This is a genomic window from Enterococcus crotali, assembly GCF_000633635.1.
GTDB lineage: Bacteria > Bacillota > Bacilli > Lactobacillales > Enterococcaceae > Enterococcus_L > Enterococcus_L crotali.
This window is the reverse complement of record NZ_AYPQ01000001.1, coordinates 732,771-754,816: the sequence shown is the minus strand read 5'-3', so window position 1 is coordinate 754,816 and position 22,046 is coordinate 732,771. Positions and strand designations below refer to the sequence as shown.

The following is a 22,046-nucleotide window of genomic DNA, read 5'->3' as shown; positions in this document are numbered from 1 at the left end:
GAGTTGGAATAAATGAAACTCACGGTAAATTTACCAAACCATTCTTATGATTTGAGCATTCAAGCAGGCTTATTGAAAAATATTGGTACTTGGGTAAAAGAGTTATGGTCACCACAAAAAATTGTGATCATAACAGATACAAACGTTCATCCGCTATATGGCAATCAGGTTTCTAAAAGTTTGGAAGAAGCAGGTTTTGAGGTTTCAGCTTTTGTAATCGATGCAGGTGAACAGAGTAAAAGTTTGGCTGTAGCAGCTGAAATCTATGATTTTTTGGCAGATAATGGTTTGACAAGAAGTGATGGAATCATTGCTTTAGGCGGTGGAGTGGTTGGTGATTTAGCCGGTTTCGTTGCTTCAACTTATATGCGAGGACTACATTTTTTACAAGTTCCAACGACCTTATTGGCCCAAGTTGATAGTAGTATTGGCGGTAAAACGGCTGTTAACACGACTAAAGCCAAAAATCTAGTTGGCACATTTGCTCAGCCGGACGGCGTTTTAATCGATCCTGATACATTGAACACGTTAGAAATAAGACGTGTTAGAGAAGGAATCGCTGAAATCATCAAATCTGCTGCAATTGCAGACAAAGACTTATGGCAAACGCTTGATGGGTTGGTGGATGAACATGATTTACTCATCCATGCAACGGAGATCATCGCCGCTTGTTGTAAGATAAAACGGAAAGTTGTAGAAGAAGATGAACTGGATAATGGTGTTCGTTTACTGCTTAACTTTGGTCATACAATCGGTCATGCATTAGAGAATACTGCTGGCTATGGTAATTTAACTCATGGTGAAGGGGTTGCAATCGGGATGAGCCAAATCACTAGAGTTGCGGAAAGTAAAATGTTGACGCCAATTGGTACAACGAACCAATTAAACACAATGATTCAAAAATTTAATTTACCGATCAGATCAGAGCAGTGGGATCAAGAGCAGTTATATACGGCATTGACTCATGATAAAAAAGCACGCGGCGGAAAAATCAATATTATTTTGTTAGAATCAATTGGCAATGCAAAAATCGTTCGTGTTCCAATTGAAGAAATGAAGAGTTATTTAGACTAGGAGGAGTTTATATGCGTTTTATTACAGCGGGAGAATCACATGGACCAGAATTAACAGCAATTATAGAAGGATTACCAGCAGGATTGCCTTTATCACCAGAAGACATTAACTTGGAGTTAGCAAGAAGACAAGGTGGTTATGGGCGTGGCGGTAGAATGTTGATCGAAAAAGACCAAGTAAGAATTACTTCTGGTATTCGTCACGGAAAAACATTAGGGTCGCCAGTCACACTTGTTGTTGAAAATAAGGACTGGAAAAACTGGACGTCTGTAATGTCGATTGAAGAGGTCACAGAGAAAGAGAAGAAGATCCGCCGAGTCAATAAACCACGTCCAGGACATGCAGATCTTGTTGGCGGAATCAAATATCAGCACGATGATTTGAGAAATGTATTAGAACGTTCTTCAGCGAGAGAAACGACGATGCGTGTTGCTATTGGTGCAGTTGCTAAAAAGCTATTGAAGGAATTAGAAATAGAAGTAGCAGGACATGTTGCAATATTAGGTGGGATCAAAGCAGAAATTCCTGATAATTTAACCGTTAAGGAGATTCAAGAGCGCTCAGAAAATTCAGATGTTCGTGTACTTGATCCCTCAGTAGAACAAGACATTCGCGATTTAATTGATAAGACCAAGAAAAATGGCGATACGATTGGTGGCGTGGTTGAAGTTGTTGTCGGTGGTGTCCCGATTGGTCTAGGTAGCTATGTCCAATGGGATCGCAAACTCGATGCAAAAATCGCTCAGGCAGTAACAAGTATCAATGCTTTTAAAGGTGTTGAATTTGGGATTGGTTTTGAAATGGGCTTTAAACCAGGTAGTCAAGTTATGGATGAGATTGTTTGGGATAAAAAAACGGGCTATACCAGAACATCAAATAATCTAGGCGGTTTTGAAGGTGGTATGACAAATGGCATGCCAATTATTGTTAGGGGTGTGATGAAACCTATCCCGACGTTGTATAAACCATTGCAAAGTGTAAATATCGATACAAAAGAACCCTATAAAGCTAGTGTGGAACGGTCTGATAGTACAGCGGTTCCAGCTGCAAGTGTGGTTTGTGAAGCGGTTGTAGCAACAGAAGTTGCCCAAGCGATGCTGGAAAAATTCGGCAGTGATGCTTTTGAACAAATGAAAGAAGAAGTAGAGTCTTACCGTCGCTATACTCAAACGTTTTAATGCAAACTAAAAATGGAGAGTGAAGCGGAATGAATAAGAAAGTTTTGATTATCGGTCTAGGCTTGATCGGCAGTTCATTAGCATTATGTATAAAAAAACAACATCCATCTGTCACAATTATTGGGATCGATCATTTAGAAGCATCTGAAGATTTTGCACTAAAACGGCAAATTATCGATGAAAGAGGTTTATCCATAGAGGCTGCAGCTGTTCAAGCAGACGTGATTTTTCTATGCACACCCGTTAAGAGTATGCTTGAGCAGTTGATGTTATTGGGTACATTGCCATTAAAAAAAGAAGTCATTATTTCTGATGTGGGCAGTACGAAACTTGAAATCATAACAGCTGCTCAAATGGCTGGTCTAGAAACCTTTATTGGCGGACATCCCATGGCCGGCTCGCATAAGTCAGGTGTGACTGCAGCAGATGAAAATTTATTTGAGAATGCCTACTATATTTTGACTTCATCAAAGCCGGAAAAAAAGCGACAAGTAAATGAGCTGCAACGATTATTACAAGGTACTAGAGCAAAATTTGTAGTTCTTACAGCTGAAGAACATGATCAAATTACAGGAATGCTCAGTCATTTGCCTCATATTATTGCAGCAGGTTTAGTTAATCAAAGTAAGGTTTTCAACGAAGAGCACCCACGTTCACGTCAATTAGCAGCTGGAGGATTTCGTGATATTACGCGTATTGCTTCATCTGATCCGCAAATGTGGACTGATATATTGTTAAGTAATAAAGAAGCGTTAATAGAATTAATGAATGCGTGGCAAACAGAAATGAATCAAGTTTCAGAGTGGATTCAAAGTGAAAATAAAGAAGCGATTTTTCAATTTTTTTATGATGCAAAGGAAACGAGAAATCAAATGCCCGTTCACAAAGAAGGTGCAATACCAGCGTTTCATGACTTGTTCGTAGATGTACCTGATGTTCCTGGTGTGATTGCCGAAATTACAGGATTACTTGGTAAGGCAAAACTTTCACTGATTAATTTGAAAATTCTTGAAACTCGAGAAGATATTTACGGTATTTTACAGTTGACGTTTAAACGTCAGGAAGACTTAGAGAAAGCAAAAGAAATACTTGAAAAAGAAACCGATTATTTGTGTTATGAAAAGTAAGGTTGGCGGGTTCGGTTTTAGAAAAATGTCAATTAGCAACGAAGCAAAGCATATTTCAGTACGGATGTCCAAATGTTTTATAGGACCATGTGATTTGTTCCAGTTGTAAAATTAGGAGGGGTATTTTGGATTTAGTAATCAATAAAATGAGTCTAAACGGAATAATCGACGTTCCGAGTGATAAATCAATTTCTCACAGAAGCATTATGTTTGGTGCAATTGCGCAAGGTAAAACAACGATTAAAAATTTTTTGAGAGGCGATGACTGTTTAAGTACGTTAAAAGCATTTCAAGACTTAGGGGTTAACATCGAAGATGACGGAGAGATCATTACCGTTCATGGAACGGGTTTTTCAGGGTTAAAGCAAGCCAAGCAAGCCATTGATGTTGGAAACTCCGGAACGACGATTCGTTTGATTATGGGGATTTTAGCTGGAACACCATTTACTTCTGAATTATTTGGAGATCATTCAATTGCTAAACGCCCAATGAATCGAGTAATGTTGCCGATCAATCAAATGGGGGCTGAATGTACTGGTCATGACGGGACTGAATTTCCACCGCTAAGAGTGCGCGGCACAGATAAATTAAAGCCGATACATTACCAAATGCCCGTTGCTAGTGCACAAGTGAAGTCTGCCATCTTATTTGCGGCTTTACAAGCTCATGGGGAATCTATTATTGTAGAAAAAGAAAAAACACGGGACCATACGGAAGATATGATTCGCCAATTTGGTGGTGAAATTACTGTTTCCGGTAAAGAAATCCATCTCAATGGACCGCAACATCTAATAGGGCAAGAAGTAGTTGTGCCTGGAGATATCTCTTCAGCGGCGTTTTTCCTTACAGCTGGACTGATTATTCCAGATAGTCGAATCACACTGAATAATGTTGGTTTAAACCCAACTCGGACTGGTATTATTGATGTCATTCAGCAAATGGGCGGGAAATTGACCATTCAAGAAACGGGTAGTACAGCGAACAAAGCTGGATCATTGATTGTCGAAACGAGTGAATTAAAGGGCATTGAAATCAGTGGTGAGATTATTCCAAGATTGATCGATGAACTGCCGATTATCGCATTATTAGCAACACAAGCTGAGGGAACTACGATCATCCGAGATGCTGAAGAGTTAAAGGTGAAAGAAACTAATCGAATCGATGCTGTTGCTAAAGAATTAAGTAAAATGGGCGCAGATATTCAACCTACTGATGATGGATTGATCATCCATGGTAAAACACCGCTACATCATGCGAAAGTTACCAGCTATGGTGATCATCGAATTGGTATGATGCTTCAAATTGCGGCTTTATTAGTTAAAAGCGGGACAGTCGAATTAGACAAAGCTGAGGCGATCTCGGTTTCATATCCGAGCTTCTTTAATGATCTAAACAAATTATATCGATAAATGGAGGAACAAAGATGAAGGGGATTATTTTAATTGGTTTTATGGGAGCAGGGAAAACGACAGTCGGAAAATTGCTTTCAGAAAAAACTGGTATGGAGCACATCGACTTTGATGATAAAATCGTTGAAGAAATTGGTATGACGATCCAAGAATATTTTGATTTACATGGAGAAGAAGCTTTCAGAGAAAGAGAAACAGACGTCTTAAAACGCTATCTAAATCATAACCAAGTTGTCTCAACTGGTGGCGGTATCGTCATGCGGGCAGAAAATAGGTCACTTTTAAAACAAATGGCACCTGTTGTGTATTTACAAACTAAGCCAGAAGTTTTTATACCAAGACTAAAACATGATCACACTACAGTCAGACCACTAGTCGTTTCAAAATCTCCGGAGGAAATCAGGCATGTTTTTGAACCGCGGATTCCTTTTTATGAGGAAAGTGCCAGTTTAATAGTAGATACAGATGACCGAACACCTGAAGAAATCGCATATGAAATTTTAGAGAATATAAAGTAGGTGAGCTAATGAAAGTCGGTTTTTTAGGACCAGAAGCTTCTTTTACGCATAATGCCGCAAAAACAGCTTTCCCAAATGAAGAATTGTTCTCTTATCATTCAATTCCAGCCTGCATCAAAGGGGTTGAGTTTGGTGAGGTTGATCTAGGCGTTGTTCCAATTGAAAATACAATCGAAGGTTCTGTCAATACAACCGTCGATTATCTTTTCCACCAAACATCAATTCCAGTGGGAGCAGAAATTGTTTTGCCAATCTACCAGCAATTAATGGTAGCACAAAACAACAAAGAAACTTGGCTCGCAACAACAAAAATTCTATCGCATCCACAAGCGTTAGCGCAATCTCAAGAATTTATTCGTCAACACTTTCCAATGGCGGACCTTGAAGCGACACCATCGACTGCTTATGCAGCAAGTTTTGTTGCGAATCATCCAGATCAAAAAATTGCCGCAATTGCACCAAAACTATCTGCAAAGACGTATGATCTTGAAATCGTAGGAAAAGATATTCAAGATGTTGCAATCAATCAGACACGGTTTTGGGTGATTGGTGCTGAAAAAGTTGAGCTGCCGATCCAAGCAAGTGATCAAAAGCTGACTTTGGCCTTAACGATGCCAAATAATATGCCAGGAGCTTTGCATAAAGCACTGTCTGTGTTCAGTTGGCGAGAAATTGATTTAAGCAAGATTGAATCTCGTCCATTGAAAACAACTTTAGGAGAATACTTCTTTTTGATTGATATCAATGGTCAAAAGCCACAACAGTTAATAGAAAATGCACTAGAAGAAATATGTTTAATGGGTGGGACAGTTAAAATATTCGGAAATTATGCGGTCCATCCAATCAACGGAGTATAAAGATCTGAAAAGGTCTTTTTATTTTTTGTTAAATTTTAACTATATAATAGGATTTTTTAGTGAAATAAGGTATGCTTATAGCTGTTGTTAATTTAAGTGAGGTGGAAATAATGAGCCGAGTGGATCGTTATAAACATGTACATGATAAAGCAAAACCAATAGAAGAAAAAAATGGTTTTAATCCTAGAAAAGAAAAAAATCATGCTACAAAAGAATCTAGTAATAGCAATCATTTAGAACGAGAATGGCAATCGGAGTCAGAACCAATACGAGAGAACAATCCAAGCTTTAACCAAACAAATGCTGATGAAAAAACAAACAATTTTCAAAAAAAGAAAAGAAGCCTAAAAAGCCTAGAAAAAAAAGACGATTTAGTTGGCCTAAAAGAATTATTTTAGTTATTGTTTTATTATTAGTGTTAGCAGTGGGATTCTTTTTTAAAGGAAAATTTTATGCGGAGAATGATAGCTCCTTACCGAAAGAAGCACTTGAAACCTTTAACGGTGTGAAGAGTGCCAACGGGGCTAATAATATTTTGATTTTAGGTAGCGATACAAGAGGAGAAGATGCTGGTCGTGCTGATACGATTATGGTTCTGCAATTAGACGGTCCTTCAAAGAAACCTAAACTAATCTCATTTATGCGGGATACATTTGTTGATATTCCAGGTTACGATGCAAATAAGATCAACTCAGCCTACGCATTGGGTGGAGCAGATTTAGTTCGCCAAACATTGGCTGAAAATTTTAATATTCAATGTAGATATTATGCTAAAGTCGATTTTCAATCATTTGAAAAAATTGTTGATGCTATGTTTCCAGGTGGTGTGAAGATCGATGCTGAAAAAGATTTGAATCTAGATGGCGTCGATATTGCAAAAGGTAGCCAGAAAATGGATGGCCATACTCTATTACAATATTCCCGTTTTAGAATGGATGAAGAAGGCGATTTTGGTCGTGTTCGTCGTCAACAACAAGTAATGACGGCTGTTATGGGGCAGTTAAAGAACCCGTTAGCATTGCTTCGTACGCCAGAATCATTAGGCCGTTTAGTTGGCTATATGTCTACGGATGTTCCAACGACCTTTATGCTAAGGAATGGACCTTCGTTGATGTTGAAAGGTGGAAGTGGAATTGAGCGTTTGACAGTTCCAGTAGAAGGTTCTTGGAGTAATGAGGAGTCTTCATATGCGGGTAGTATCCTTCAAATCGATTTAGACATGAATCAATCAGCGGTTCAAAATTTCCTTGATCAATAAGTATTTTATTTAAATCTGTACAGACTTATGCTATATTTATAGTATCGTGTAAATTTAGTGAAACGAGGTTACAAAATGAAAATTGCTATTGTAACAGATAGTACGGCATATTTACCTGAACGAATCAAGAACTCGCCTAATCTGTTTGTAATTCCTATCCCAGTTATTTTAGATGGTAGGATATATAACGAAGGAATCGATATTGAAGCTGACGAATATTACAGCTTGTTGAATAATAGTAATGAGTTTCCGACAACTTCTCAACCGGCATTAGGTGAGGTCATCGAACTATATCAAGAAATCGCAACTAAAGGGTATGATACGATTATCAGTATCCATCTCTCGTCTGGCATTTCTGGTTTTGTAAATACATTATTCTCATTGACAGATTCCATCAATGGCGTCACCCTTTATCCTTATGATTCTAAAATCACAAGTGTTCCCATGGGGCACATGGTTGAGGCAGCTTTGGATCTAGTGAATGAACATGCTAGTTTAGAAGATATCTTTGCCAAATTAGATATCATTAGAGATAATACCTATGCTTATTTGATTGTTGAAGATTTAAACAATTTAGTCCGCGGTGGCCGATTAACGAATGGCGCAGCTCTAATTGCCGGCTTATTGAAGATCAAACCAATTTTGACCTTTGAAGATGGGAAGATCGTTTTATTTGAAAAAATTCGCTCAACAAAAAAAGCTTTTGCTCGTGCAGAAGAAATCATAGGTAAACGAGATAAAGAAATTGGTCTTCCAGTTAAATTATATGTGATTCATGCGAATAATTTAGCGGTCGCCGAAGAAGAAAAAGCGAAGCTCCAAGTTAAATACCCAGAAGCAATTATTGAAATTGGTCATTTTAATCCTGTTATTGGCACACATTTAGGTGAAAAAGCCATTGCTCTTTGTATCTCGGCACAATGATAAACATAAAGATGAAGCAAAGCTGTTTTTCAGTTTTTGTTTCATCTTTTATTTCATCCTTTAGATGGATATCTTTGAACATCAGTATCTGATATGCTATAAAAAGGGGGAGAGAACAATGAAAAAAAATAATGTCAAAAGAACTGCAATCATCGTTTTTATAATGTGTAGTGTTCTGGTTGTATTAAGTGGTTGTCAAAATATTAAAATGTTTTTTAAAGGATTTGAAGAGAATTTCAAAGGCCTGGAAATGTCGATTCAAACATACGATGAGCAAAGTCAGCTTGTCGATAAAATCGTTGGGAAATCTGTAAAAATCGAACGAGATGAAACCTTTGATATTCATGAAGGTGAAAACGAAAAACAAGGAGATGTTATTCAACTAACTATTGGAAAACATGAGATGCATCATGTGGGTTCTTCAATGATCATTAGTGAAACTGGGTTGGATAACATCTTTGAAGATTATGCTAAGTCTACGGACATTGAAAATTTTGATCGTGGCCTTCCGTTTGTCAATAGTATGGTCAACGACTTAAAAAACTCATTTACTGGAAAGAAAAAAGTTATCTTGATCCGTAGTCAAAATGGGACGCCTTTAGCTACCTATGCTGGTGAAAAAGTCTCAATGTATCAAACTGATGTACCGAAAAGTACGGGACTGTTGATCGACGGAAAATACTTATTTATTTACAGATGCGATTATACGATTTACGATACAGAACTGTTGAAAAATTAAAGATTCTCGTATACTTCAACTTAAAAGAGATAGTGTGTTACAATAACAAATAAATCATACTTTTTTATCTAATTTGGATAAAAAATAACAATTCGATAGTCATTTTCCTTTAAAAGTAAGGTATACTTAAAGAAAAAAGGAGGGCGAGTGGGTGAGTCTAGCAGAAGAACGTTTACAAAAAGAAAAAATGAAACAAGTTCAACTACTCGCAGCATATTATCAAGTAGTGAATCGTCTACCACTTGGCGTTAAGCGTGATCAGATGATTCGTGATATTTTAGCTTGTAAAGACAAAATAAAAAAGATCAATCAACAATTAACAGAGCTAAATAAAAAGGACTAGCATATTTGTGAGGTCTGTTAACGTTCATGTAAATAAGTCCCAAAACAGAAAATTCCAGTTATAAAAGGAGCCTATTGTGATAATAGATTTTTTTACAGTGCTACTCGCAGCTTTTGTTGTGATTTTGTATACTTATTTGATTTTAGTCAGAAAAAGCATTCTGATCAAGAGTATTAAAAGAAGGGCGATTTACGGATTAGTCGGCGTGATGAGTCTGCTGATTTTAATAACCATCTTTACTTCTGATCAAACCATCGACCAAATGGTGCGTAGTGGGTTATCGATTTTGCTTATTTTGAGTTTCTTATTAGACTCAAAAGGTCTTTCAGATGATCGGCTCATTCTAGGCCCATTTGACAAAAATGGTGTGATGTATAAGGATGTTGAAAAAATAGCTTTGTTATTAAAGAAAAAAGAAATTCGCTTAAATTATTTCAAAAATGGTCGACGTGGTCCTATGATGAAATTCTCTATCCCGCTAGAGGATTTGTTGGCTTTTCTTTCTGGACGATTGAATGAAGAAACTGAAATCAGTATCCTAGTTGAAGAGGATCAATGAGTGATAGATAAATAATTCTTACAGAAGAAAATGGTGACTATTTTTTTCTAGTATCCAATTTTAAGTGTTATACAGTTTTTTTAAAAGAATAGTCAATTTTAGTAGGTATTTCTTAAACTGTTTGCTATAATGTGCAGAGAAATTCTGAAAGGAAGTATTGTTGTGAATAAAGAAATAGAACAACGAATAGCTGAATTACGTGAAAAATACAAAGAATTACCCCCAGAGAAAAAAGCAGAATGGGAACATCATATCAAAAAGAGAAACTTTTTGAATTATAAAAAAATCGAATTAATCAAATCAGAACTACTGCGTTTGGAAGCTCGTCGGGCGCAGTTAGAATTGTGCGATAAAGAAAAAGAACTTGGTTTAATAGAGAAAAAAATTACCTGTAAAAAAGAAAAATTATTACGGTATTTAGGGAAACAACTCAATCATTAATGAATAAGGGGGATACGAGATGGAGTTTGTTTATTTAATTATTGTATTTGTATTGGCTATAACATTTTCCAATGTCTTCAATCGAATCTTTCCAATAATTCCTTTACCGATCATGCAAATTATTGTAGGTATTTTAATCGGACTGACAGATATGGGTCGTGAAATCACATTTGAACCAGAAATATTTTTGGTGATGATTATTGCACCTTTGCTCTTTAGAGAAGGGGAACGAAATGATATTGCTGCCACTATGAAAAATTTTAGTGTAATTTTATTTTTAGCGTTTATCGGCGTTTTAATTACATTAGTCAGTGTAGGTTGGGCTTTACATATGATTATTCCTGCTTTACCGATCGCAGCCTGTTTCGCTTTGGGGGCAGCACTTGGACCTACAGATGCAGTGGCTGTAGGTTCTTTATCTGGAAAGATTCAGATACCACCAAAAGCTATGCATATCTTAGAAGGTGAAGGGCTAATTAATGATGCGTCAGGCGTTACGGCTTTTCAATTCGCTTTGGCTGCTTTGTTAACAGGAAGTTTTTCAGCAACAGATGCTGGAATTACTTTGGTTGTATCGAGTATCGGCGGTGCTATTGTGGGTGCTGTCTTAGTGATGATCAAACGCCAGGTTGTGATGATCTTAGAAAAAGCTTCAGCAAGAGATGTGACAGGGTATTTGCTATTAGAACTGCTGCTACCGTTTTTAGCTTATATGGTTGCTGAACTTTTTCATGTTTCTGGAATTATTGCAGCAGTTGTCGCAGGAGTTATGCAAGCTGCTAGTTTTAAAAAGGTTTCATTGTTTGAAGCCGAACTTTCAAGTGTCTCTGAAAGTACGTGGGGCACCATTACGTTTACGTTGAATGCCTTGGTCTTTCTATTTTTAGGCATTGAGTTATCACAAGTTTTTTCACCAATTTGGAATAGCGAAACATATTCCAATAGTTTTTTGATGGTGGTCATTTTAATTTTAAGCATTACGCTGTTTGCAGCACGCTTTCTTTCTATCGTACTGATTTATAGTGTGAAGAATGGTTTTAAAAATATTTGGCAGTCGATGAACGAGATGCTGATTTTAACATTTGGCGGAGTCAAAGGAACTGTTAGTTTGGCAACGATTTTTATTTTGCCATTAACCGTAAATGGTCAAGATTTTCCAGAGCGATCCTTGCTTTTATTTATTACCGCGTGTGTAATTTTAGTGACTTTAGTGGGTGGGATTTTAGTTCTGCCGTTTTTAACTGAATCTGATGAAGTGGAAAGCACAAATATTCAAGGGATTATTTTACTACAAGACGTTATAGAAAGACTTAAACAGATAAATCAAGATGATCCTCATGTTGAAATGAACGTTGTTATAGAAAATTATCAGGATCGCATCAAGGAACTGTATACGGAGCAATTACCATCTGATCAAAGGCAAGAAGTACAAGAATTAAGAGCGTTGATCGTTTCGATTGAACGTGATGGATTGGAAGAAAGCTTTCGTCAAAAAGAAATTGGGATTGAGGGCTATCGCTTATATGAACGCCTAATTTCTAGAATGGAACGTTCTATCGCACGACAATTATTATCCATCATTGGTTTCTGGTTACTTTTTGTGCGCCAAATTATTGCCTTCTTTGTCCATCCTAAATTGCTGTTCGCCGGAAAAGATGAGGAAAATAGAAGAGAGTTCAAAAAGGAAGAATTAGAAAACGTCCGTCAGGTTTTCTTACAAAACACTGAAGTTATTTTAAAAAGTTTGGATAATTTAAAAGGTGTTTACGACGATGAAATTATTCGTTTCTTTATCGAAGGACGTTTGCAATTGGCTCAAAGATTAGAAGATGGAACATTTATTGACTCATTTATCGTTCGTTCTCAATCCAACTATGTGAAAGAACTTGTAATAGGCTATCAGGAAGAACGAAAAGTAATCGATGCGTATGAAACAAGTGGAAAAATCTCTCCATTTGAAGCAAATGAATACCGCAAAAATGTTAATTTGTTAGAATCCTATTCGATTAATGATGTTTCTAGCACTGTTCCACTCAGAAAATTGACAAGAGAATTAAAAAAAGAAGCAGAGGAAGAAAACTAGCTTCTTTTTTTACTATTTTTTGATACAATAGGCAGGATGAAAAGGGCGTGAGCATATGAATGAGTTAAAAGTAAATGAACTAACCAAAACATATGGAGAGAAGACATTATTTGACCACATTTCTTTCCATATTCACAATAAAGATCGAATTGGTTTGATCGGTACAAATGGAACTGGAAAAACTAGTTTGTTAAATATTTTGGCTGGTAAAGATAGTGGTGATGGCGACATTAGTGCGATTCAACAGCCAAATGATTATCAAATTGGTTACTTATCACAAGATCAAGTCTTTGATCCTACTTTAACAGTTGTTGAAGCTGTTTTCCAAGGGGAGACTCCAATCATTCAAGCTGTAAAAAATTATGAATTAGCTTTACTTGCTTTGGCAAATGATGGCCTCAATGAAGCTGTTCAAAAACAATATACACAGGCTGAAGAACGGATGAACAAAGAAGATGCATGGACTGCTGATACAGATGCTAAAATCATTTTACAAAAGCTTGGTATCGAAACGCTCCATAAAAAAATGGGAGAATTGTCTGGCGGACAAAAGAAACGTGTCAGCTTAGCGCAAGTCTTGATCGAATCACCAGATCTACTTTTACTGGATGAACCCACCAACCATTTAGATTATGAAGCAATCAATTGGTTGGAAAGTTTTTTAAATGGGTATCGCGGTGCTATTTTGATGGTGACACATGATCGTTATTTTTTAGATCGGGTAACGAATCGCATTTTTGAGCTATCTTTTGGAAACTTATATGAGTATAAAGGAAATTATGAAGCCTATATCATCGCTAAGGCTGAGCGTGAACGTGTTGGAATTGAACAAGAAGAAAAAAGAAAACAATTATACAAGCAAGAATTAGAGTGGATGCGTGCTGGCGTAAAAGCGCGGGGAACTAAACAACAAGCGCGACAAGATCGCTTCCATGATCTAAAAGAGAACCTTCATCAAGTCAATCAAAAAGGCCAATTAGAAATAGATATGGCTACACAAAGATTGGGTAAAAAAGTGTTAGAAATCAAAGATGGAAGTTACCAGATTGAACATAAAACACTACTAAAGGAATTTGATTTACTTATTCAAGCTAGGGATCGAGTAGGGATCACTGGAAAAAATGGTGCCGGAAAATCGACCCTATTAAATATTCTTGCCGGACGTTTACCTTTAGACAGCGGTATTTACTCAATTGGTGAAACAGTACATTTAGCGTATTATACACAGCAAAATGAAGCGATGGATCCAAACCAGCGTATGATATCGTATTTACAAGAAGCGGCAGAACAAGTACAACGGAGCGACGGCACCAATATTGGTGTTGCTGAATTATTAGAGCGCTTTTTATTCCCACGATTTATGCATGGTACAATTATCGGCAAACTTTCCGGTGGAGAAAAACGACGATTGTATTTGTTAAAACTATTAATTGGTCAGCCAAATGTGTTATTATTGGACGAACCGACAAATGATCTGGATATCGATACGTTAACAATTTTAGAAGATTACATCCAAACATTTAAAGGTGCAGTAATAGCAGTCTCACATGATCGTTATTTTCTGGATAAAACGATGGATAAATTATTAGTTTTCCAAGGAGAAGGTCAAATCACAGCTTACTTTGGTTCAATGAGTGAATATTTGGCAACAAATAAAGAAGAGTCAAAAAAGGCAATAAAAATCGAGACAAAACCAACTAAAGAAGCTGAAAAAAAAGAAAAAAAGAAATTGACCTACATGGAACAAAAAGAATGGGCAACAATCGAGACGGATATTGCTTCACTAGAAGAGAGAACCGCACAATTGACAGAAGAAATGAACCATCAAGGGGATGATTTTACGAAGCTGCAGGAATTGCAAGCAGAATTGTCCTCACTAGAAGAAGTACTTGAAGAAAAGATGGAACGCTGGGAATATTTAAGTGAATTTGCAGATAATTAGGAGGCAGAAACGATGGAAGAGGCATACTTAGCATTAGGCCGCAAAATTTTAGAGGAAGGTCATTTGAAAGAAGACCGTACTGGAACAGGGACGCGAAGCATTTTTGGTCATCAAATGCGTTTTGATTTATCAAAAGGGTTCCCATTACTAACAACTAAAAGAGTACCGTTTGGCTTAATCAAAAGCGAGCTTTTGTGGTTTTTAAATGGTGATACTAATATTCGTTATCTCTTGGAGCATAATAACCATATTTGGGATGAGTGGGCTTTTGAGCGTTATATCAAAAGTGAGGATTATCATGGACCAGATATGACTGATTTTGGCCACCGAGTGTTGACAGATGAGACATTTAAAGAAAAATATCAAAAAGAGCATACAGACTTTTGCGAAAAAATCTTAACAGATGAGGCTTTCGCTGCTAAGTATGGCGAACTGGGCAATATTTATGGTGCACAGTGGCGTCATTGGGAAACAAAAAATGGACAGTTTATTGATCAACTGAAAAACGTTATTGAAATGATCAAGAAAACACCTGACTCAAGACGTCTGATTGTATCGGCTTGGAATCCAGAAGATATTCCAACAATGGCTTTACCACCTTGTCATACAATGTTTCAATTTTATGTAAATGATGGAAAATTAAGCTGTCAGTTGTACCAACGCAGTGGTGATGTTTTTCTTGGTGTACCGTTTAACATCGCAAGTTATGCTTTATTGACTCATTTAATTGCTCATGAAACAGGTTTAGAGGTGGGAGACTTCGTGCATACTTTAGGCGATGCTCATTTGTATACGAATCATATTGATCAAATGAACGAACAACTTTCTAGAGAAATTCGCTCGTTTCCTACGCTAAAATTAAATCAAGATAAGAAGTCAGTTTTTGATTTTGAAATGGAAGATATTGCTATTGAAGGATATGAGCCACATCCAGCAATCAAGGCGCCAATCGCCGTTTAATTTGAAAGGAGTTCTTCAATGTTAGCAGCTATATGGGCTCAAGATGAACAAGGGACAATCGGCAAAGACAATCGACTTCCTTGGCATCTGCCAAATGATTTGAAATTTTTTAAACAAATGACTGAAGACAACACGATTGTTATGGGGAGAAAAACCTTTGAGGGAATGGGGAGTCGTCCGCTTCCTAACCGGCAAACAATCGTTATGACTAGAGATGAAGCGTATCGTGCTGAAGGAGTCAATGTAGTGCACAGTATAGCTGAGGTGCTTGATTACGCAAAATCTTTTTCTGGAATTACCTTTATTGCGGGTGGTTCAGCTATATATAAGGACTTTTTACCTTATTGCGATGTCTTATATCGAACTGTTATTCACCACTCATTTGATGGAGACACAAAGTTTCCCGCTGTTTCTTGGGACGATTGGGCGTTGATCAATTTGAGTGAAGGGATACAGGATGAAGAAAATACCTATTCTTATCAATTCGAGACATACCAACGTAAAGTAGCAACAGAATAAATTAAACTTATGGAGTCATTAAATTCAGTCGATTGCTGGATTCAATGACTCCATAAGTTTTTATAAGAGATAAACGTATTAATAATTAATGATGAAATCATTTGTCATGCCCAAATTTTTTTCAAGAAAGCAAAGGATTGAATTCTTGATGGCCAATAACTAAGTTAGTAGCAATCAAACGAAAATAAACTAAAAAAGCATACCAAAATCGAGTCTGCTTTTTTAGTTCATCTAAATATGATTGCGATATAATCCAACAACTTTACCTAAAATACTCACATTATTCAAAATAATCGGGTCTAATGCATCATTTTCTGGTTGCAAACGAATATGGTCTGTTTCTTTAAAGAATCGTTTGCAAGTTGCTTCATCCTCATCAGTCATCGCAATAACGATGTCCCCATTAGAAGCAGCACTTTGTTTGCGTACAATAACTTGATCGCCATCTAATATTCCAGCATTGATCATACTTTCTCCTCTAATAGTCAGCATAAATAAAGCATTTTCTTCTGCTACTAAATCTGGCGGAAGAGGGAAGAAATCAGAGGCTTCTTCGACAGCTAGAATAGGCTCACCGGCAGTAACAACACCAAGCATTGGAATAACTGATGGTTTGACACCGATTCTTTCTAAACCATCCGCTGTCAACTCGATCGCTCTTGGTTTTGTAGGGTCGCGTAAAATCAAGCCCTTTTTTTCTAAACGAGCTAAATGTCCGTGAACAGTAGAGGTTGAAGAAAGATCTACCGCTTTTCCAATCTCTCGTACGGTCGGTGGATAGCCCTTAAGCTCAACTTGCTCATATATATACTTTAATACTTCGATTTGTCTTGTGTCTGTACGTTTCACCACAACCCGCACCTTCTTTCGATTTATATTTTTAGTGTACCATAGTTTTATATAGGAATCAAACAAGCGTTCGTGTTTTTTTGAAAATACTTAGGCAATCTAATTTTTTGATAAAAAACAACTGTGTTTAAGCGTACAATCTGTTAATAAAGACTGTCGTTCCTCATTATTATCATGAATATAGTTGTATTTTCCCGCCTCATCTTATAAGATAGACATGGAAAGTAAACTCATTTAGCTTTACTGGCTTAACCTTTAGGAAAAAAGATAAAATTTGATTGTGGTAAAAACCACTACTCTCATATTTTCCTATTTTTTGTCAAGGTCGGATAAGCCTGTTCAGCTGTTAAAATAAGGAGGTAGGATCATGTTATCATCAGAGAAATTGGAACGAATCAATGCACTTGCGAAAAAGGCAAAGGAAAGCGCATTGTCTGAGAGTGAAAAAGAAGAACAAAAAGTGCTTCGTCAAGAATATTTAGCAGCTTTCCGTGGTGGTATGCGTCATCATATCGAAGGAATGAAAGTTGTCGACCCTAAAGGGAATGACGTTACACCAGAGAAACTGAAAGAAATTCAAAAAGCTAAAGGATTACATAATAGAAAATAATTTTAGTTTTTTTTACTAAAAGTAATTGCTTTCATAAAGGAAATAGGCTAAAATATAGTTAATAAAGGTAAAAAAAACCTAAATAGGAGATGATTTTTTTGTTCGATAACACTGATCAGTTAGGCGTCAACACAATTCGTACATTAAGTATCGAAGCAGTACAAAAGGCAAATTCAGGACATCCTGGATTACCAATGGGTGCTGCACCGATGGCATACGCACTTTGGACAAAACATTTGAAAGTAAACCCTAAAACGTCAAGAAATTGGCAGATAGAGACCGATTTATTCTTTCAGCAGGTCATGGATCTGCAATGTTGTATAGCTTACTTCACTTAGCTGGCTATGGTGTCTCAATGGATGATTTAAAAAACTTCCGTCAATGGAATAGTAAAACACCTGGACATCCTGAAGTCCAACATACAGATGGTGTCGAAGCAACGACAGGACCTTTAGGCCAAGGTATTGCAATGGCTGTTGGGATGGCAATGGCTGAAGCACACACGGCGGCAACTTATAATCGCGATAGTTTCCCAGTGGTTGATCATTATACGTATGCATTATGTGGTGATGGTGACTTGATGGAAGGTGTCTCACAAGAAGCTAGTTCTATGGCTGGACACATGAAATTAGGCAAGCTGATTGTGTTATACGATTCAAATGATATCTCATTAGACGGTCCTACATCTAAAGCGTTCACTGAAAATGTTGGCGCACGTTATGAAGCTTATGGCTGGCAACATATTTTAGTAAAAGATGGAAATGACTTAGAAGAAATATCTAAGGCAATCGAAACAGCTAAAGCTGAAACAGATAAACCAACGTTGATCGAAGTTAAAACTGTTATAGGCTACGGAGCGCCAAAAGAAGGAACATCTGCAGTTCATGGAGCACCGATTGGAGCAGAAGGAATTACTGTTGCTAAAGCTGTTTATGGTTGGGAATATCCTGATTTCACGGTGCCGTCAGAGGTTGCTGCTCGTTTCAAAGAAACAATGATCGATGAAGGCGAGAAAGCTGAAGAAAAATGGAATACCATGTTTGCAAACTATACAAAAGAACATCCAGAGTTAGCAAAACAATTTAAACAAGCTTTTGCTGATGAACTGCCTGAAAATTGGGATAAGGAACTACCATCATACGAAGTAGGCTCAAGTGCAGCTAGCCGAGTAACAAGTAAAGAAACGATTCAAGCGATTTCTAAAACTGTACCTAGCTTCTGGGGTGGTTCTGCTGATTTATCTGCATCAAACAATACAATGGTTGCAGTAGAAAAAGATTTTGAGCCTGGTCAATATGAAGGTCGTAATATTTGGTTTGGCGTTCGTGAATTTGCAATGGCCGCTGCCATGAACGGCATTCAGTTACATGGAGGAAGCCGTGTTTATGGTGGAACATTCTTTGTATTTACTGATTATTTACGTCCTGCATTACGCTTAGCAGCTCTTCAACATACGCCTGTGACTTATGTATTGACACATGATTCTGTAGCAGTAGGAGAAGATGGACCAACTCACGAACCTGTTGAGCAATTAGCAAGTATTCGCTGTATGCCGGGTGTTCAAGTAATCCGTCCAGCAGATGGAAATGAAACAGTCGCTGCCTGGAAGATCGCTATGACAACAAAAGATGCTCCAACTGTATTAGTTTTAAGTCGTCAAAATTTACCTGTCATCGATGGGACTAAGGAGCATGCAAGTGAACTTGTTCAAAAAGGTGCTTATGTAATTTCTAAACAAAAAGGTGAAAAGCCTGAAGGAATCTTGATTGCAACTGGCTCAGAAGTCAACTTAGCGATCGAAGCACAAAAAGCTTTAGCAGAGCAAGGTCAAGATGTTTCAGTTGTTTCAATGCCAAGTTTTGACTTATTTGAAAAGCAAACAGCAGAATATAAAGAATCTGTATTACCTAAAGACGTAACCAAACGTGTAGCGATCGAAGCTGCCTCACCATTTGGATGGGAGCGTTATGTGGGTACAGCTGGCACAACTGTGACAATTAATCATTTTGGTGCTTCAGCTCCGGGTGATTTAGTCTTGAAAGAGTTTGGCTTTACAGTGGAAAACGTAGTAACAACATACAACCAATTATAGAATCGACATTTTAATGTCTGTCTCGTTTTAAAGGTCTATAGCATAACATTTAAAGTTATGCTATAGACCTTTTTTTATTATTTATATAAGCTATATTTTTTATGAATAAAGTTTTTTCTTAGTTTTACCAAAATAGAATCTGTTTGTTCAGTAGAGGTCGACTCAGTAGCTTCACTAAGAGTACTATCAAACTTGTAACTGTTTCTGCTAATACTCAATTGGACATAGTGCAAAGCCAACTAATAGACCAATTAATGATAACCATAACGACATTTTTTTGATTTTATTCACTTCATCCAAATGCTCTTTGTAACTTTTTAGTAATGATTGTAACGAAAAAGAAAAATGTTGCAATCTTTTTTTGTTTATTAAAAAATATTTAATAATTTGATAATAAGGGTATTTACCTAAAAAAGACGTTCGAATAATATACAATCATGTAAACTGAATAAGACAAATATACGTTGAACAATAAAACAAAAATGTCAACCTGATTACACTGACTTTAAAACTTCAAGTTTCAAGAGCAAATAATTGTTTATAAAAATTTCTCCGAGTAAAATGGTGTTACGATGTTCTATTGAGGAGGAACAAATGAATGGACGAGATTAAGACAAGAAGTAGCAGGCATCATAACCAAGAGCCTAAAACTAGTAATAAACGATTAGCATCTGTGATAGGAACTTCATTGGTTTTACTTCCGATAGCAGGGAATATACTCCCTTTAAGTGTTCATGCAAACGAAGTTGAAGTTCAAGGAGAAGTTTCACAACAAGCATTTATTGATTCTATTGGCTATTCGGCTGCATCTGTAGCGTCTGCTAATGATCTATACGCATCTGTAATGATTGCCCAAGCACTTTTAGAAAGTAGCTATGGTACATCTGGCTTATCAGCAGCACCAAACTATAACTTATTCGGTGTAAAGGGTAGCTATAATGGGCAAACCGTTTACATGCCTACCTCAGAGTACTTGAATGGGCAATGGGTAACGATGACAGAACCTTTTAGAAGTTATCCGTCTTATGCTGAGTCATTTCAAGATCATGCCAATGTTCTTAAAACAACTTTAGCATCAAGTGGAGACTACCATTATTCTGGCGTATGGAAAAGCAACACATCTAGTTATATGGATGCCACAGCAGCTCTAGCTGGACGCTATGCAACAGATCCTGGTTATGCAGGCAAGCTAAATTGGTTAATTGCAACTTATGGTTTAACAGCATATGACTGGGGGACTACTGAAGCCTCAGTGACTAGCGAACAAACAGCATCTCAATCTGCTGTTGGACAAAGTAGTGCAACGCTGACTGCTCAATCTTATACTGTGGCTTCTGGTGACACTCTTTGGGGAATTGCTGAAAAATTTGGTCTATCTGTTGATCAGCTTATGTCTTCAAATGGTATATCTGCCGAATTGATTACTGTCGGACAAGTATTGCAAATCGCATAAAAAACTGCCAACAATCGTCATTTAATGACTGTTGTTGGCAGTTTTTTATCTTTTTCCTAAACGCAATTCTTCTAAGCGCCGTTGTCGATTCTTTGTCAGGTCTTTAATTCTTGGTCTCGGTAAAATTGCATCAGCAGTTGTGATTGATTTTTTCTTATGCGTGGCAGGATCGTTAGGATCAAAGAGCTTTAAATACTCAATGACTTCACGAACGATTTGAGTAGGGGTGGACGCTCCAGCGGTAACAGCTACTTGTTTCACATTCAATAACCATTGGGGATCGATTTGAGAAATATCCGAGATTCGATGAGCTGGAACTCCTGCTTGTTCGATAGAAACTTGAGCTAAACGATTGCTATTATTACTTTTCGGATCTCCCACAACAATTGTCAAGTCGCAACCTTGTGCTTGTTCTACAACAGCTTCTTGACGAACTTGTGTGGCTTTACAAATATCTTTATGGATATGTACATGCGGATATTTAGCTTTAATCAAATCCATCAAGTCGCTAACATCCCATTGACTCATGGTTGTTTGATTGGTCACAAAAATAGCCTCTGCAGTTAAAGCTAACGCTGAAATGTCTGACTCGTTTGAAACTAAATGCACATGATCAGGAGACACACCTATTGCTCCTTCAGGTTCTGGATGATTTTTCTTGCCAATATAAATAATCTCATATCCTTTAGCCACTTTTTCTGCGATCAATTCATGAGTGATCATAACGTCAGGACAAGTTGCATCAATAACAGTCAACCCTTTTTGAACAGCTAACTCTTTTACTTTTGGTGAAGTTCCATGAGCTGTAAAAATAACTGTTCCTTGATCAACTTGGGATAAAATATCTTCTCTATTTGCTCCGTCCAAGGTATGGATTCCAATACTTTCAAAAGCATCTGTCACATGTTTATTATGTACGATCATCCCTAAAATATAGATAGGACGCGGTAAATTTTCATCTAGTGAAGCGTTTCTGGCAATAACCATCGCATCAACAACACCATAACAATAGCCGCGAGGACTAATATTTACAATTTTCATCATTGAACAAACTCCTATTTACTGAATTTTAAAGCTTTGCTTACTATATAATACTTTTATTAAATTTGTG

19 protein-coding genes and 2 pseudogenes are annotated in these 22,046 nt (G+C 37.1%); 19 read left to right on the top strand and 2 right to left on the bottom strand.

The features are described 5' to 3' along the window. Positions 1 to 12: 12 nt before the first annotated feature. The 16 genes and pseudogenes from aroB (at position 13) to V192_RS0103460 (ending at position 15,931) form a co-directional block, all read left to right on the top strand. On the top strand, positions 13 to 1,074 hold the full coding sequence (gene aroB / locus V192_RS0103540) for a 3-dehydroquinate synthase (protein WP_025868976.1): 1,062 nt from the start codon (positions 13 to 15) through the stop codon (positions 1,072 to 1,074). Between the two features lie 11 nt (positions 1,075 to 1,085). Then, positions 1,086 to 2,252, top strand: coding sequence for a chorismate synthase (aroC, locus tag V192_RS0103535; protein WP_025868975.1), 1,167 nt, complete (start codon positions 1,086 to 1,088; stop codon positions 2,250 to 2,252). 29 nt (positions 2,253 to 2,281) lie between these two features. After that, entirely contained in the window at positions 2,282 to 3,379 is a 1,098-nt protein-coding gene (locus V192_RS0103530; RefSeq protein ID WP_025868974.1) for a prephenate dehydrogenase, read from the top strand. 146 nt (positions 3,380 to 3,525) lie between these two features. Continuing rightward, complete coding sequence (gene aroA / locus V192_RS0103525; RefSeq protein WP_029948109.1) at positions 3,526 to 4,788, top strand: 3-phosphoshikimate 1-carboxyvinyltransferase; 1,263 nt, start codon at positions 3,526 to 3,528, stop codon at positions 4,786 to 4,788. A gap of 14 nt (positions 4,789 to 4,802) precedes the next feature. Continuing rightward, entirely contained in the window at positions 4,803 to 5,306 is a 504-nt protein-coding gene (locus V192_RS0103520) for a shikimate kinase (protein WP_025868972.1), read from the top strand. A gap of 8 nt (positions 5,307 to 5,314) precedes the next feature. Continuing rightward, a complete protein-coding gene (pheA, locus tag V192_RS0103515) occupies positions 5,315 to 6,163 on the top strand; it encodes a prephenate dehydratase (protein ID WP_025868971.1) in 849 nt (282 codons plus the stop codon). Between the two features lie 110 nt (positions 6,164 to 6,273). After that, a pseudogene (locus V192_RS0103505) lies at positions 6,274 to 7,421 on the top strand (LCP family protein). 75 nt (positions 7,422 to 7,496) lie between these two features. Next, positions 7,497 to 8,345 (top strand): DegV family protein, encoded by an 849-nt coding sequence (locus V192_RS0103500; RefSeq protein ID WP_025868970.1) that lies wholly within the window; start codon positions 7,497 to 7,499, stop codon positions 8,343 to 8,345. A 118-nt stretch (positions 8,346 to 8,463) separates the two neighbouring features. Continuing rightward, entirely contained in the window at positions 8,464 to 9,084 is a 621-nt protein-coding gene (locus V192_RS0103495; RefSeq protein WP_025868969.1) for a DUF5052 family protein, read from the top strand. A 151-nt stretch (positions 9,085 to 9,235) separates the two neighbouring features. Beyond that, positions 9,236 to 9,427 (top strand): hypothetical protein, encoded by a 192-nt coding sequence (locus V192_RS0103490; RefSeq protein ID WP_025868968.1) that lies wholly within the window; start codon positions 9,236 to 9,238, stop codon positions 9,425 to 9,427. A gap of 76 nt (positions 9,428 to 9,503) precedes the next feature. Beyond that, positions 9,504 to 9,986 carry a hypothetical protein gene (locus V192_RS0103485; protein ID WP_051581921.1) on the top strand — a complete coding sequence of 161 codons (483 nt, stop codon included), beginning with the start codon at positions 9,504 to 9,506 and terminating at the stop codon, positions 9,984 to 9,986. A 162-nt stretch (positions 9,987 to 10,148) separates the two neighbouring features. Then, on the top strand, positions 10,149 to 10,427 hold the full coding sequence (locus V192_RS0103480; protein WP_025868966.1) for a hypothetical protein: 279 nt from the start codon (positions 10,149 to 10,151) through the stop codon (positions 10,425 to 10,427). Between the two features lie 19 nt (positions 10,428 to 10,446). Continuing rightward, positions 10,447 to 12,510, top strand: coding sequence for a cation:proton antiporter (locus V192_RS0103475; protein WP_025868965.1), 2,064 nt, complete (start codon positions 10,447 to 10,449; stop codon positions 12,508 to 12,510). A gap of 55 nt (positions 12,511 to 12,565) precedes the next feature. Further along, positions 12,566 to 14,452: an ABC-F family ATP-binding cassette domain-containing protein gene (locus tag V192_RS0103470; protein WP_025868964.1), complete on the top strand. Its 1,887-nt coding sequence runs from the start codon at positions 12,566 to 12,568 to the stop codon at positions 14,450 to 14,452. 12 nt (positions 14,453 to 14,464) lie between these two features. Then, entirely contained in the window at positions 14,465 to 15,412 is a 948-nt protein-coding gene (locus V192_RS0103465) for a thymidylate synthase (RefSeq protein WP_025868963.1), read from the top strand. Positions 15,413 to 15,430: 18 nt separating this feature from the next. Next, the gene (locus V192_RS0103460; protein ID WP_025868962.1) at positions 15,431 to 15,931 is read left to right on the top strand and encodes a dihydrofolate reductase; all 501 of its coding nucleotides are present in this window, start codon (positions 15,431 to 15,433) and stop codon (positions 15,929 to 15,931) included. Between the two features lie 231 nt (positions 15,932 to 16,162). Here V192_RS0103460 and lexA read toward each other — a convergent pair whose 3' ends face one another. Next, entirely contained in the window at positions 16,163 to 16,783 is a 621-nt protein-coding gene (gene lexA / locus V192_RS0103455) for a transcriptional repressor LexA (RefSeq protein ID WP_025868961.1), read from the bottom strand. A 364-nt stretch (positions 16,784 to 17,147) separates the two neighbouring features. On the opposite strand from lexA, the gene V192_RS0103450 reads away from it, so the two are divergent. The 3 genes and pseudogenes from V192_RS0103450 (at position 17,148) to V192_RS0103440 (ending at position 20,935) form a co-directional block, all read left to right on the top strand. After that, entirely contained in the window at positions 17,148 to 17,390 is a 243-nt protein-coding gene (locus tag V192_RS0103450; protein WP_025868960.1) for a DUF896 family protein, read from the top strand. 98 nt (positions 17,391 to 17,488) lie between these two features. Next, positions 17,489 to 19,482, top strand: a pseudogene (gene tkt / locus V192_RS19205) (transketolase). A gap of 598 nt (positions 19,483 to 20,080) precedes the next feature. Continuing rightward, entirely contained in the window at positions 20,081 to 20,935 is an 855-nt protein-coding gene (locus tag V192_RS0103440) for a glucosaminidase domain-containing protein (RefSeq protein WP_025868959.1), read from the top strand. Between the two features lie 45 nt (positions 20,936 to 20,980). Here the strand turns inward: V192_RS0103440 and V192_RS0103435 are convergent, their stop codons facing one another. Continuing rightward, the gene (locus V192_RS0103435) at positions 20,981 to 21,979 is read right to left on the bottom strand and encodes a 4-hydroxy-3-methylbut-2-enyl diphosphate reductase (RefSeq protein WP_275574522.1); all 999 of its coding nucleotides are present in this window, start codon (positions 21,977 to 21,979) and stop codon (positions 20,981 to 20,983) included. Positions 21,980 to 22,046 lie beyond the last annotated feature (67 nt).